Raw genomic sequence first — 12,746 nt, 5'->3', positions numbered from 1 at the left:
ACCCGGTGCTGGCCATCCACGACGTCGGCGCGGGTGGCATCTCGAAYGCCTTCCCCGAACTGGTCAACGACGCGGGCCGCGGCGCGCGCTTCGATCTGCGCAAGGTGCCGCTGGAAGAGTCGGGCCTGGCGCCCAAGGAAATCTGGTGCAACGAGAGCCAGGAGCGCTATGTGCTGGCCATTGCGCCCGGCAGCCTGGACCGCTTTGCCGCGATGTGCGCGCGCGAGCGTTGCCCGTTCGCCGTCGTCGGCGTCGTCACAGAGGAGCGTGACCTGAAGCTGGTGGATGGCGATACGGAAGTCACCGACCACCCCATCGACATGCCGATGGACGTGCTGCTGGGCAAGCCGCCCAAGATGCAGCGCGATGTGACACGTGTGGTCCGCAGCGGCGGCGCGCTGGACCTGTCCGGCGTCAAGCTGGAGCAGGCGGCGTTTGACGTGCTGCGCCACCCGACCGTTGCAGCCAAGCGCTTCCTGGTCACCATCGGCGACCGCACCGTGGGCGGCCTGAACCACCGCGACCAGATGGTCGGCCCCTGGCAGGTGCCGGTGGCGGACTGCGCCGTCACGCTGGCCGACTTCAACGGCTTTGCCGGCGAGGCCATGAGCATGGGCGAGCGCACGCCGCTGGCGTCCGTCAACGCGCCGGCTTCCGGCCGCATGGCCGTGGCCGAGGCCATCACCAATCTGCTGGCCGCGCCCTTCGAGCTGCCGCGCGTGAAGCTCAGCGCGAACTGGATGGCCGCCTGCGGCGAAGCGGGTGAAGACGCTGCGCTGTTCGACACGGTCAAGGCCGTCGGCATGGAGCTGTGCCCGGCGCTGGGTATCTCGATCCCGGTCGGCAAGGACTCCTTGTCGATGCGCACCAAGTGGGATGGCCAACAGGTCACCGCGCCGGTGTCGCTGATCGTCACGGCCTTTGCCAGCATCGCCGACGTTCGCGGCACGCTGACGCCGGAATGGCAGCGCGAGGACTCGTGCGCCATCCTCATCGACCTCGGCCAGGGCCAGCACCGCATGGCCGGATCGATCCTGGCGCAGACGCTGAACCAGTTCGGCGCCGATGTGCCCGACCTGGACGAGCCCAAGCTGCTGGTTTCGCTGGTCAATGCCATCAACGAACTGCGCACCGAGAGCAAGCTGCTGGCCTATCACGACCGTTCGGACGGCGGCCTGTGGGCGGCTGCCTGCGAAATGGCCTTTGCTGGCCAGACCGGCCTGAGCCTGAACGTGGACATGCTGGTCACCGAAGGGGACGGCATCAGCGACAGCCGCGCCGACATGGGCGACTCCAAGAACTGGGCCGCCCAGGTCAGCGCCCGTCGCGAGGAGCTGACGCTGCGCGCGCTGTTCAGCGAGGAACTGGGCGCGTTGATCCAGGTGCGCGCGGCCGACCGCGACGCCGTCATGCAGGTGCTGCGCGCGCATGGCCTGTCCAAGCATTCGCATGTCGTGGCCAAGCCGAATGCGGCGCGACAGATGGAAGTCTGGCGCGATGCGAAGAAGGTCTTTGCTGCTGACCTCACGGCGCTGCAGCAGACCTGGGATGAGGTGAGCTGGCGGATCGCCAAACTGCGCGACAACCCGGCCGGCGCCGATGCTGAACACGCGGCGGCTGGCAAGGCGGATGACCCAGGTCTGCACGTGCACCTGACGTTCACGCCCGAGGCGCCTTTCGTCTCGACTGGCGCCCGCCCCAAGGTCGCCATCCTGCGCGAGCAGGGCGTGAACTCGCATGTCGAGATGGCCTACGCGATGTCGCTGGGCGGCTTTGACAGCTTCGACGTGCACATGAGCGACCTGCAGTCGGGCGCGGTCAAGCTGGACGGCTTTGCAGCCTTTGTGGCCTGCGGCGGCTTCAGCTACGGCGACACCCTGGGCGCCGGCGAAGGCTGGGCGCGCAGCATCATGTTCAACCCGGTGCTGACCGAGCAGTTCCGTGCCTTCTTCTCCCGCTCCGACACCCTGGCCCTGGGCGTCTGCAACGGCTGCCAGATGCTGGCCGCACTCGCGCCCATCATCCCGGGCGCCGACGCCTGGCCGCGCTTCACGCGCAACCAGAGCGAGCAGTACGAGGCCCGCCTCGCGTTGGTCGAGGTGCTGGATTCGCCCAGCGTCTTCTTCAAGGGCATGGCCGGCAGCCGCGCGCCCATCGCCGTCGCTCACGGCGAGGGTTTTGCGAACTTCGCGCGCCAGGGCGATGCAGCCAAGGTCATCCCCGCCATGCGCTTTGTCGACAACCACGGCCAGGCGACCGAGGCCTATCCGTTCAACCCGAATGGCAGCCCGGGCGGCCTGACTTCGGTGACGACGGCCGACGGCCGCTTCACCGCGCTGATGCCTCACCCCGAGCGCGTGTTCCGCAACGTGCAGATGAGCTGGACCAGCGGCGACCGCGCGCTGCACAGCCCTTGGTTGCGGATGTTCCAGAACRCGCGCCAGGCGTTCGGTTAAGCGGCGTCCACTTCCAGCAGCAGCCGGTCGAGGCCTTCTTCGGTGCCACGCCGGCGCTGCTCCAGGTCCTGGTGCCCGTCGAGATAGGCGAGCTGCTCGGTCAGCTTCAGCGTCGAGCCAGCCGGGCTGTTGGCGAATTCCACCGTGACCAGTGAGGCTGACAGCGCGCGGCCATCCGCCGCCATCGAGTAGGCGAAGACGATGCGCGCCTGCGGCACGATGTCCAGGAACACCTTGTCGACGGCCAACTGGGTGCCGTCGGGCAGGGCGCTGCGGTAGATCTCCTGCCCGCCGGGGCGGAAGTCCATGCTGAACTCCGTGGCGTTCATCTCGGCATGGCAGTCGGACCAGCGCTGCTTGGTGGCCGGGTCGGCCCAGGCGGCGAACACGCGGGTGGCCGAGGCCTTGAAGCGGCGCTCCAGCACGAAGCTGGTGTGGGCAGCGGGAGTCGTCGTCACGGTTGTTTGTCCTGTTCTTCGAGAAGGGCGTCGAGGGCGTCGAACTGGCGATGCCACATCGCCTTGCGCGTGGCCACCCAGTCCTCCAGGCCGCCAAAGGCATCGGGCGCGATGCGGTAAGTGCGCACGCGACCGGCCTTGTCCGATTGCACAAGGCCGCCCGCTTCCAGTGCCGCCAGATGCTTCAGCGCCGAGGGCAGGGCGATGCTCAAGGGCTTGGCGAGGTCCGACACCGAGGCCGGCCCGCGGCTGAGCTGGTCGACCATCGCGCGCCGGTTGCCATCGGCCAACGCCGCGAAGAGGCGGTCCAGGCGCGCGTCAGTCGGCGAGGAAGCGAGCGGGGAGGGCATGGCGCAGAGGGTAGTACTGGAAGACCGGGCGAGCCTCGACGATGCAGCGCCAGACCGAGGGGCGGGCGAGCAGGCGCTCGAAATAGGCGCTGAGCTTGGCGTGCGCGGGCGAGAAGGGCCGCACGATGGCGGCATAGAACAGAGCCGGTGCAGCTGCGCAATCGGCCATCGTGAAGGACTCGCCTGCTGCCCACTCGCGGTCGCCGAGGCGGCGTTCGATGAGGTCGTAGGCCAGCCCCAAGTCGTTGACAGTGCCGGTCAGCGTGGCCGCGTCGCGCTCGGCCTCGGGGCGCAGCTGTTGGGCGATGAAGCGCTGCATGGGCGTCATCACGTGCAGATCGAAGACGCGGTCCCACAAGCGCACCTCCAGCTGCGCCTCGAAGTCATCGGGCAGCAACTGCACGCGGCCGGGGTGGCGGCGGTCCAGGTATTCGATCTGGATGGAGGTCTCGGGCACCACGCGGTCTCCGTCGACCAGCAGCGGGATCTTGGCCGTGGGCCAGAGCGCTGCATAGGCCGTGCGTGCCACCGGGTCGCCGAGATTGACATTGCGGGCTTCGAACGGCGCACCGTTCTCGTAGAGGGCGATCAGGACCTTCCAGCAGTAGGAGGACAGCGGATGGTAGTGCAGGGTCAGGGACATGGCGGCTCTAAAGTTTCCGTGATGGCTAAGTGTATGGAAACTTTCAGATAAAGGAAACTGTCGCGCCAAAATAAAGGCGGGCCAGAGCCCGCCTTTGCCGGAGCGCGGGTCCTCAGTCTTGAACGACGGCCGCCGCCTGCAGCCGCTTGTTCACCCGCAGCGCCACCAGCGTGCAAACCACGCCCGACAGCAGGTAGAGGCTGAGCGACACCAAGCCGAAGCGCGAGGACAGGAAGAGGGCCACGACGGGCGCAAAGGCCGCGCCCAGCAGCCAAGCCATGTCGGCCGTCAGCGCCGCGCCGGTGTAGCGGAAGTGCGGCAGGAAGTTGGACGTCACCGAGCCTGCGGACTGGCCGTAGGACAGGCCCAGCAACACGAAGCCGATCAGGATGAAGGCGGCCTGGCCGGGTTTGCCGCCGCCCAGCATGAAGGGGGCGAACAGCGCGAACACGCCGATGGCCAGGGCCATGGTGCCGAGGTAGCTGCGCCGGCCGATCTTGTCGGCGATCAGCCCGGACATGGGCATGGCCACGGCAGCGAAGGCCGCACCGAGCAACTCCATCTTCATGAAGTCCTCGATCCCCTCGGTGCCGTACAGCGCCACCCAGGACAGCGGGAACACGCTCACCAGGTGAAAGAGGGCATAGCTGGCCAGGGCGGCAAAGGCGCCGATGACGATGTGGTGGCCCTGGGCCGGCAGCAGCTCGCGCAGATAGGCGGGGTCGAGTTCCTGCTCTTCCATGCGCTTCTCGTACTCGTGCGTGACGACCAGGCGCAGCCGGGCGAACAGCGCGACGACGTTGATCGCGAAGGCCGTGAAGAAGGGGAAACGCCAGCCCCAGGAAAGGAAATCCTTGGCGTCCAGGCTGCCGAACACGTACAGGAACACGCCCGAGGCGACGAAGAAGCCCAGTGGCGCGCCGAGCTGGCCCAGCATGGCGTACCAGCCGCGGCGGTCGGGCGGCGCGTTCAGCGCCAGCAGCGAGGGCAGGCCGTCCCRGGAGCCGCCCAAGGCCAGGCCCTGGCCAACGCGGGCCAGCGCCAGCAGCCAGATGGCGGCGCTGCCGGCCTCGGCATAGCCGGGCAGCAGGCCCATGCCCACCGTGGAGCAGCCGAGCAGGAAGAGGGCGGCGGTCAGCTTGGCGGAGCGGCCGAAATGGCGCTGGATGGACATGCCGATCAGCGTGCCGACCGGTCGGACGACGAATGCCAGCGCAAAGACCAGGAAGGCGTAAAGCGTGCCGGTCAGGCGGTCGGCAAAGGGGAAGAAGACCTGCGGGAAGACCAACACCGAGGCGATGCCGAAGACRAAGAAGTCGAAATACTCCGACGCGCGGCCGATGATGACGCCGACTGCGATATCGCCGGGGGCCAGATCCTCGTCCGTCCGGGTGGTCACGGGACCCGATTGAGGGCTATGGAAAGTACTACCTGCAACTGCCATTTCGGGCTTGTCTCCGTCTGTGCCTTGGACAAAATGTCCAATCGTTGATTTACCTCAATCAAYTTACATTCCATCGCTGCGTGCAAGATCGTTAACCCTGGCGCGCGCCTCAGGATGTACCCCAACAAGTCTCTCCTCAACAGCGCCCTGGTCTTGTCAGCCAGCTTCGCTTTGTCTGGCTGCGATTGGATCGTGATGAAGCCGCATGGCGACATCGCGCAACAGCAGGCCCAGCTCATCGTCACATCCACGCTGCTGATGCTGCTGATCATCGTCCCGGTGATCGCGTTGACGCTGCTCTTTGCATACCGTTACCGCCAGTCCAATGAGGAGGCGAMGTACGCGCCGGACTGGGACCATTCCACGCGCCTGGAACTCGTCATCTGGGGCGCGCCGCTGCTGATCATCATCGCGTTGGGCGCCATCACCTGGATCAGCACCCACAAGCTCGACCCCTTCCGCCCGCTGGACCGCATCGCCGAGGGCAGGCCCGTCGCCGCCGACGTGAAGCCGCTGGAGGTCTATGCGGTGTCCATGGACTGGAAGTGGCTGTTCATCTACCCCGAGCAGGGCATCGCGACCGTCAACGAGCTGGCCGCGCCGGTGGACCGCCCCATCCACTTCCGCTTCACGTCGACCTCGGTGATGAACACCTTCTACGTGCCCGCCCTGGCCGGCATGATCTACGCGATGCCGGGCATGGAGACCCAACTGCACGCCGTCATCAACAAGGCCGGCGTCTATGACGGCCTGTCGGCCCAGTACAGCGGTGCCGGCTTCTCGGACATGCGCTTCAAGTTCCACGGCCTGACGGACGAAGAGTTCGCGCGCTGGGTCGACGGCAACAAGGCCGGCGGCAACACGCTGACCCGTGCCGACTACCTCAAGCTCGAGCAGCCCAGCACCAAGGAGCCCATCCGCCGCTTCGCCAGTGTCGAGCCCGGCCTTTGGAGCGCCATCGTCGACCGCTGCGTCGACGGCAAGAAGATGTGCGCCAGCCAGATGATGGCCATCGACGCAGCCGGCGGTGCCGGCAAGGGCGGCGTGGCCAGCACGATGCGCAGCCCCTGGCGCGATGCCGAAGGGAACAGGCGCGACCGCATGGTGGTGGCCGCGCTGTGCACGCCGACCAACCTGCTGGGCCTGCCTGTCGAAGCCCCCGAGGCTTCACCCGTCGCGCTGAAGAACTGAGACCGACCGATGTCCAATCCCGTCGTTGCCCAACACCAGACGCTCGATCAGCTGCATCCCATCCTCGGCCGCCTCGGCTGGGACTCGCTGCCGCTGCACGAGCCCATCCTCATCGCCACCTTCATTGCCGTGGTGCTGGGCGGCGCGCTGGTGTTCGCGCTGATCACCAAGTTCCGCCTCTGGGGCCATCTGTGGACCGACTGGATCACCAGCATCGACCACAAGAAGATCGGCATCATGTACATCATCCTCGGCGTGGTGATGCTGCTGCGCGGCTTCGCGGACGCGCTGATGATGCGGGCGCACCAGGCCATGGCCTTCGCCGACAACGCCGGCTTCCTGCCGCCGCACCACTACGACCAGGTCTTCACGGCCCACGGCGTCATCATGATCTTCTTCGTCGCGATGCCCTTCGTGACCGGGTTCATGAACTATGTCGTGCCGTTGCAGATCGGCGCACGCGACGTCGCCTTCCCCTTCCTGAACAACTTCAGCTTCTGGATGACGGCCGGCGGCGCTGTGCTGGTCATGATCTCGCTGTTCATCGGCGAGTTCGCCAAGACCGGCTGGCTGGCCTATCCGCCGCTGTCGGGCATTCTCGCCAGCCCGGATGTCGGGGTGGACTACTACCTGTGGTCACTGCAGATCGCAGGCGTGGGCACGACGCTGTCGGGCATCAACCTGATCGCCACCATCATCAAGATGCGCGCGCCGGGCATGACGATGATGAAGATGCCTGTCTTCACGTGGACGTCGCTGTGCACCAACGTGCTCATCGTCGCGACCTTCCCCGTGCTGGCCGCAACGCTGGCGCTGCTGACGGCCGACCGCTATCTGGGCACCAACTTTTTCACCAACGACCTTGGCGGCAACGCCATGCTCTATGTGAACCTGATCTGGATCTGGGGCCACCCCGAGGTCTACATCCTGGTGCTGCCGGTGTTCGGCATCTTCTCGGAGGTGGTGTCCACCTTCAGCCGCAAGAAGCTGTTCGGCTATGCGTCCATGGTCTATGCCACGGTCGTCATCACCATCCTGTCCTACCTCGTCTGGCTGCACCACTTCTTCACGATGGGCTCGGGTGCCAGCGTGAACAGCTTCTTCGGCATCACGACGATGATCATCTCGATCCCGACGGGCGCCAAGATCTTCAACTGGCTGTTCACGATGTACCGCGGCCGCATCAAGTTCGAGGTGCCGATGCTGTGGACGGTCGGCTTCATGATCACCTTCACCATCGGTGGCATGACCGGCGTGCTGCTGGCCGTGCCGGCGGCCGACTTCGTGCTGCACAACAGCCTCTTCCTGATCGCCCACTTCCACAACGTCATCATCGGCGGCGTGGTGTTCGGTGCCTTCGCCGGCATCAACTACTGGTTCCCCAAGGCCTTCGGCTTCCGCCTGGATGCCTTCTGGGGCAAGGTCTCATTCTGGTGCTGGTTCATCGGCTTCTGGGTCGCGTTCACGCCGCTGTACGTGCTGGGCCTGATGGGCATCACGCGCCGTGTCAGCCACTTCGACGACACGACGCTGCAACCCTATTTCGTCGTCGCCGCCATCGGTGCGGGCATCGTGGCCTGCGGTATCGGTGCCTTCCTGGTGCAGATCGCCGTCAGCATCTGGCGCCGCAAGGAACTGGCCGACACGACGGGAGACATCTGGGGTGGCCGCACGCTGGAATGGTCGACGTCCTCGCCGCCGCCGGACTACAACTTCGCCTTCACGCCCATCGCCCACGAGATGGACGCCTGGCACGACATGAAGCAGCGCAACGCCGAGCGCCCTCGCCAAGGCTTCGTGGCCATCCACATGCCCAGGAACACCGGCGCCGGATTCATCATCGCCATGCTGGCCACGGCCATGGGCTTCGCGCTGATCTGGCACATGTACTGGATCGCCGCGGCGACCTTTGCCGCCACCGTCATCGCGTCCATCGTCCACACCTTCAACTACGACCGTGACTTCCACATCCCGGCCGATGCGGTGACCCGCACCGAGGACGAGCGCACCCGCGCGCTTGCATCCGCCGCCTGACCGGGAGACCGCTGACATGACTGCAACTGTGACCTCTCACGTCAACGGCGTCGCGCCCGTCTTCTACGACACCGGCGACCACCACCCGCAGCCCAGCACCATGCTGGGCTTCTGGCTCTACCTGATGAGCGACTGCCTCATCTTCGCGGTGCTGTTCGCCGTCTACGCCGTGCTGGGCCGCAACTACGCGGCCGGCCCGTCGGGCGCCGACCTGTTCGACCTGCCGCTGGTGGCCGTCAACACGGGCCTGCTGCTGTTCTCGTCCATCACCTATGGCTTCGCGATGATCGCGATGCAGGCCAAGCGCAAGAACCAGATGCTGGCCTGGCTGGCCATCACCGGCCTGTTCGGCCTGGGCTTCCTGGGCATCGAGCTGTTCGAGTTCCACCACCTCATCCACGAGGGCGCCGGCCCGGGCCGCAGCGCTTTCCTGTCCAGCTTCTTCACGCTGGTCGGCACCCACGGCCTGCACGTCACCTTCGGCTGCATCTGGCTGGTCACGCTGATGGTGCAGGTGCAAAAGCTCGGCCTGACGACCGCCAACCGCCGCCGCCTGATGTGCCTGTCGATGTTCTGGCACTTTCTGGACGTCGTCTGGATCGGCGTCTTCACCTTCGTCTACCTGATGGGAGTGCTGTGATGGCCGACCACGCTCACCACGACGACCACCATGACGACGGCGACTTCCACGTCAGCTTCAAGGGCTATGCCGTCGGCTTCATCCTGTCGGTCATCCTGACGGCGATTCCCTTCTGGCTGGTCATGGGCAAGGTGCTGCCCACACCCAAACTCACGGGTCTGGTCATCCTCGGCTTCGCGGCCGTGCAGATGGTCGTGCACATGATCTATTTCCTGCACATGAACGCCAAAGTCGAGCAGGGCTGGTCCATGCTGGCGCTGCTGTTCACCGGCGCCTTGGTCGTCATCATGCTGTCCGGCTCGGTCTGGGTCATGTATCACATGAACGCCAACATGATGCCGACGCCCGATCCCGCCGCGATGCGCAACATGCCCTAGGGTGTGAAGCCCCTCGCCCAGCCTCGCCCCGCTGAACGCGGACGTGTCCGGTCGGGACCGCGCTGCGGCCAGWGSCCGCAGCGCTTCGGCAGGCATGGCGAGTCCTCAGGACTCGCCATGTCCGGCCTCAGCCCCCGAGGGGACGGCGATGCTTGCGGCATCGAGCCGCAAGCACATCGTCAGTGCGGGCCGGCTAGGGAGCGGCCCGGCGCTCGGCCCGCAACAGGCACTACGCGTGCCGAGAGGGCGTCATGAATCGCGCGGCGCGCATGGCGTTGATCGTTGCTGCGGCGCTGGCCAGCCTGGGCTTTCTCGCGCTGGCGGCCTGGCAGGTCCAGCGCCTGGGCTGGAAAGAGGATCTGATCGCTCGCGTCGAACGGCAGGTTCACGCCGAGCCGGTGGTGCCGCCGGGCGCTTCCGCGCCAGTATCGAAAGCCGACGAATACCGCCCTCTGCGTCTGCGCGGCCGCTTCGAGCCGCGCGAGGTGCTGGTGCAGGCCACGACCGAACTCGGTGGCGGCCACTGGGTGCTGGCACCACTGCGGCTGGATGACGGCACCACTGTCCTCGTCAACCGCGGTTTTGTGCCGCCCGAGCAGCGCGCGCCCGAACAGCATTCCGCGCCTGCCGGCCCCGTCGAGCTGACGGGCTTGCTGCGCCTGACCGAAACCGGTGGCGGCCCGCTGCGCAAGAACGTGCCTGCAGAAGGGCGCTGGTACTCGCGCGATGTTGCTGGCATTGCGACCGAACTTGGCCTGACGGGCCCCGTCGCTCCTTTCTTTGTCGACGAGTCCGCCGACCCCGCCCAACCCCGGCGCTGGCCGCGGCCGGGCCTGACGGTGATCCGCTTCGCCAACAATCACGCCGTCTACGCCATCACCTGGCTGGCGCTCGCGGCCATGTCTGCGGCTGCCGCCATCTATCTGCTCCGCGAAGAGCGCCGCCGCTCCCTGCCTTGAACCCCACGCCGCTGCTCCCCACCGCCGAGCCCGCTGAGCCGGTCATCGTCGCGCCCGAGCGCCGCGCCGGCCGCGCCAACCTGCGCCAGCTCATCGAGCTGCGCTGGCTGGCCGTCGTTGGCCAGCTCGCCACCGTGCTCGTCGTGCATGTCGGCCTGGCGATCACGCTGCCCTGGGCCGAGATGCTGAGCCTGCTCGGCATCCTGGTCGTCTTCAACCTGTTCAGCATCTGGCGCAGCAAGCTCACACAGCCGGTGTCCCAGATCGAGCTCTGCATTGCGCTGCTGGTCGACGTCGGCGTGCTGACCGGCCAGCTCTATCTGGCCGGCGGCAGCGACAACCCCTTCATCTACCTGTATCTGCTGCAGGTCGCCGTGGCCTCGGTGCTGCTGCGGCCGGCCTATCTGATGGCCGTCATGCTGAGCGCGGTGTCGGGCTTCGTGCTGCTGACGCAATGGCACCGCCCGCTGCTGCTGGATGCCTCATCGCCGACGACGTTGTCGCCCAACTACCTGGGCGGCCTGCTGCTGTGCTTCGTGCTCAATGTCGGCCTGCTCAGCGTCTTCATCGTGCGCATCAACCGCAACCTGCGCCAGCGCGATGCCGAGCTGGCCGAGCTGCAGCAGCGCGCGGCCGAGGAGGTGCACATCGTGCGCATGGGCCTGCTGGCCAGYGGCGCCGCRCAYGARCTGGGCACGCCGCTGGCCACGCTCAGCGTCATCCTGGGCGACTGGGCCCATATGGCCCCGTTTGCGGGCGAGCCGGAGCTGCGGGAAGAAATCGAGGAGATGCAGCGCCAGATCCTGCGCTGCAAGGCCATCGTCACGGGCATCCTGATGTCCGCCGGCGAGATGCGCGGCGAGGCACCGCGGCTGACGACGCTGCAGGCCTTCACCGACAGCCTGGCCAAGGACTGGCGGGCCGCCCACGCAGGCGCGGATCTGGCACTGCGCAACAAGGACCTGCCCGAGGTCGAGATCATCTCGGACAGCGCCCTGCAGCAGGTCGTCGCCAACCTGCTCGATAACGCTCTCGAGGCGGCGCCAGGCATGCCGCTGACCCTCGTCGCCACCTGCCCGGACGAAGCCACGCTGCACTTGAGCGTGCGCGACAACGGCCCCGGCTTCGACGCCGACCGTCTCAAGCATTTCGGCGAGCCCTACCAGAGCAGCAAGGGCCAGCCGGGCCGTGGCATGGGCCTCTTCCTGTCGGTCAACGTCGCGCGCACCCTGGGCGGGCGGCTGGAGGCTCGCAACCGCGAGGGCGGCGGCGCAGAGGTCGTGCTGACGCTGCCCCTGGCTTCGCTGCTGCCGCGACAATCCGCCACTCATGCCCGCTGAAGCAGACCGTTTGCTGCTCATCGTCGAGGACGACGACAGCTTCGCCCACACGCTGACGCGCTCCTTCGAGCGCCGCGGCTGGCGTTGCCTGCGAGCCACCGGCCTGGACGACATGAAGACCCTGCTCGACGAGCTGCCCGAGGACGAGGAACTCGGCCATGCCGTCGTCGACCTCAAACTGGCTGGCGGCGCTTCGGGCCTGTCCTGCGTACAGGCCTTGCATGGCTGGGACCCGGAGGTCCTCATCGTCGTGCTGACCGGCTATGCCAGCATCGCGACGGCCGTCGAGGCCATCAAGCTCGGGGCCTGCCATTACCTCGCCAAGCCGGCCAACACAGACGACATCGAAGCCGCCTTCGCGCGCAAGCAGGGCGATGCCGACGTGGAAGTGACCGAGCGCCAGACCGCGTCCATCAAGACGCTGGAATGGGAGCGTATCCACGAGGTGTTGGCCGAGACCGACTTCAATATCAGCGAGACGGCGCGGCGCCTGGGCATGCACCGGCGCACGCTGGCGCGCAAGCTCGAGAAGCAGCGCATCAAGTGATCAGCCGGGCAGCCTCTCCTTGAGCGCGTCGCGAAGCTCGGCCCAGCTGTAGGTGGCCTGGGCCGCCAGCAGACCCGCCTGGCCGAAGACCGGCGTCAATCCGTAGCGCCGCAAGGCGGCGGGCAGGTCCGCGCGGCCGCTGATGGCGTCCGCCAACCATTCGCCGGCCACCGTCGTCGGCGCCACGCCATGGCCGCCAAAGGCCTGAGCGAACCACAGGCCCGGCGCCAGCTGGCCGATCTGCGGCATCTTGTGCCGGGCATAGCTCATGAGCCCACCCCAGGCATGCGAGACGCGCACCGCGGCG

The 12,746-nt window shown here is 67.0% G+C and carries 13 protein-coding genes; 8 read left to right on the top strand and 5 right to left on the bottom strand.

All coding sequences use genetic code 11. The annotated features are described in order from the left end of the window. Nucleotides 1–2,456, top strand: a 2,456-nt coding sequence (purL, locus tag ACXJKR_RS11570) for a phosphoribosylformylglycinamidine synthase (RefSeq protein WP_457322964.1), incomplete at its 5' end; no start/stop codon positions are given. Here purL and ACXJKR_RS11565 read toward each other — a convergent pair. The 4 genes from ACXJKR_RS11565 to ACXJKR_RS11550 all read right to left on the bottom strand — a co-directional run bounded on the left by ACXJKR_RS11565 (nt 2,453) and on the right by ACXJKR_RS11550 (nt 5,351). Beyond that, nucleotides 2,453–2,914, bottom strand: a complete 462-nt coding sequence (locus ACXJKR_RS11565; protein WP_457322963.1) for an SRPBCC family protein — start codon at nt 2,912–2,914, stop codon at nt 2,453–2,455. The two genes, purL and ACXJKR_RS11565, sit on opposite strands and share 4 nt — an antisense overlap. Next, on the bottom strand, nt 2,911–3,264 hold the full coding sequence (locus tag ACXJKR_RS11560; protein ID WP_457322962.1) for an ArsR/SmtB family transcription factor: 354 nt from the start codon (nt 3,262–3,264) through the stop codon (nt 2,911–2,913). The genes ACXJKR_RS11565 and ACXJKR_RS11560 overlap by 4 nt, the downstream gene beginning before the upstream one ends. Continuing rightward, on the bottom strand, nt 3,233–3,907 hold the full coding sequence (locus ACXJKR_RS11555) for a glutathione S-transferase family protein (RefSeq protein ID WP_457322961.1): 675 nt from the start codon (nt 3,905–3,907) through the stop codon (nt 3,233–3,235). Before ACXJKR_RS11555 ends, ACXJKR_RS11560 begins: the two co-directional genes overlap by 32 nt. 112 nt (nt 3,908–4,019) lie before the next feature. Beyond that, nucleotides 4,020–5,351: an MFS transporter gene (locus ACXJKR_RS11550; protein ID WP_457322960.1), complete on the bottom strand. Its 1,332-nt coding sequence runs from the start codon at nt 5,349–5,351 to the stop codon at nt 4,020–4,022. Between the two features lie 114 nt (nt 5,352–5,465). Here ACXJKR_RS11550 and cyoA point away from each other — a divergent pair, with 114 nt between their 5' ends. From cyoA to ACXJKR_RS11515, 7 genes are all read left to right on the top strand, one after another. After that, complete coding sequence (gene cyoA / locus ACXJKR_RS11545) at nt 5,466–6,542, top strand: ubiquinol oxidase subunit II (protein WP_457322959.1); 1,077 nt, start codon at nt 5,466–5,468, stop codon at nt 6,540–6,542. Between the two features lie 9 nt (nt 6,543–6,551). Further along, on the top strand, nt 6,552–8,576 hold the full coding sequence (gene cyoB / locus ACXJKR_RS11540) for a cytochrome o ubiquinol oxidase subunit I (protein WP_457322958.1): 2,025 nt from the start codon (nt 6,552–6,554) through the stop codon (nt 8,574–8,576). A gap of 16 nt (nt 8,577–8,592) precedes the next feature. After that, complete coding sequence (gene cyoC, locus ACXJKR_RS11535) at nt 8,593–9,216, top strand: cytochrome o ubiquinol oxidase subunit III (protein ID WP_457322957.1); 624 nt, start codon at nt 8,593–8,595, stop codon at nt 9,214–9,216. After that, complete coding sequence (gene cyoD, locus ACXJKR_RS11530) at nt 9,216–9,593, top strand: cytochrome o ubiquinol oxidase subunit IV (protein WP_457322956.1); 378 nt, start codon at nt 9,216–9,218, stop codon at nt 9,591–9,593. The genes cyoC and cyoD overlap by 1 nt, the downstream gene beginning before the upstream one ends. A gap of 269 nt (nt 9,594–9,862) precedes the next feature. Then, entirely contained in the window at nt 9,863–10,552 is a 690-nt protein-coding gene (locus tag ACXJKR_RS11525) for an SURF1 family protein (protein WP_457322955.1), read from the top strand. Next, nucleotides 10,549–11,892 carry an ATP-binding protein gene (locus ACXJKR_RS11520; protein ID WP_457322954.1) on the top strand — a complete coding sequence of 448 codons (1,344 nt, stop codon included), beginning with the start codon at nt 10,549–10,551 and terminating at the stop codon, nt 11,890–11,892. The genes ACXJKR_RS11525 and ACXJKR_RS11520 overlap by 4 nt, the downstream gene beginning before the upstream one ends. Next, a complete protein-coding gene (locus ACXJKR_RS11515) occupies nt 11,882–12,439 on the top strand; it encodes a response regulator transcription factor (protein WP_457322953.1) in 558 nt (185 codons plus the stop codon). Before ACXJKR_RS11520 ends, ACXJKR_RS11515 begins: the two co-directional genes overlap by 11 nt. On the opposite strand, the gene ACXJKR_RS11510 is transcribed toward ACXJKR_RS11515, so the two are convergent. Beyond that, nucleotides 12,440–12,746, bottom strand: a 307-nt coding sequence (locus ACXJKR_RS11510) for an FAD-dependent oxidoreductase (protein WP_457322952.1), incomplete at its 5' end; no start/stop codon positions are given.

The sequence above is a fragment of the Roseateles sp. P5_E11 genome (assembly GCF_054049355.1).
The sequence above is the reverse complement of the archived record's forward strand: the minus strand, read 5'-3'. Positions and strand labels throughout refer to the sequence as shown.

Coding starts and splice junctions, on each gene's coding strand:
- cyoD (WP_457322956.1), top strand. CDS start 9,216: ATGGCCGACCACGCTCACCACGACGACCACCATGACGACGGCGACTTC.
- ACXJKR_RS11515 (WP_457322953.1), top strand. CDS start 11,882: ATGCCCGCTGAAGCAGACCGTTTGCTGCTCATCGTCGAGGACGACGAC.
- cyoC (WP_457322957.1), top strand. CDS start 8,593: ATGACTGCAACTGTGACCTCTCACGTCAACGGCGTCGCGCCCGTCTTC.
- ACXJKR_RS11560 (WP_457322962.1), bottom strand. CDS start 3,264: ATGCCCTCCCCGCTCGCTTCCTCGCCGACTGACGCGCGCCTGGACCGC.
- ACXJKR_RS11525 (WP_457322955.1), top strand. CDS start 9,863: ATGGCGTTGATCGTTGCTGCGGCGCTGGCCAGCCTGGGCTTTCTCGCG.
- ACXJKR_RS11555 (WP_457322961.1), bottom strand. CDS start 3,907: ATGTCCCTGACCCTGCACTACCATCCGCTGTCCTCCTACTGCTGGAAG.
- cyoB (WP_457322958.1), top strand. CDS start 6,552: ATGTCCAATCCCGTCGTTGCCCAACACCAGACGCTCGATCAGCTGCAT.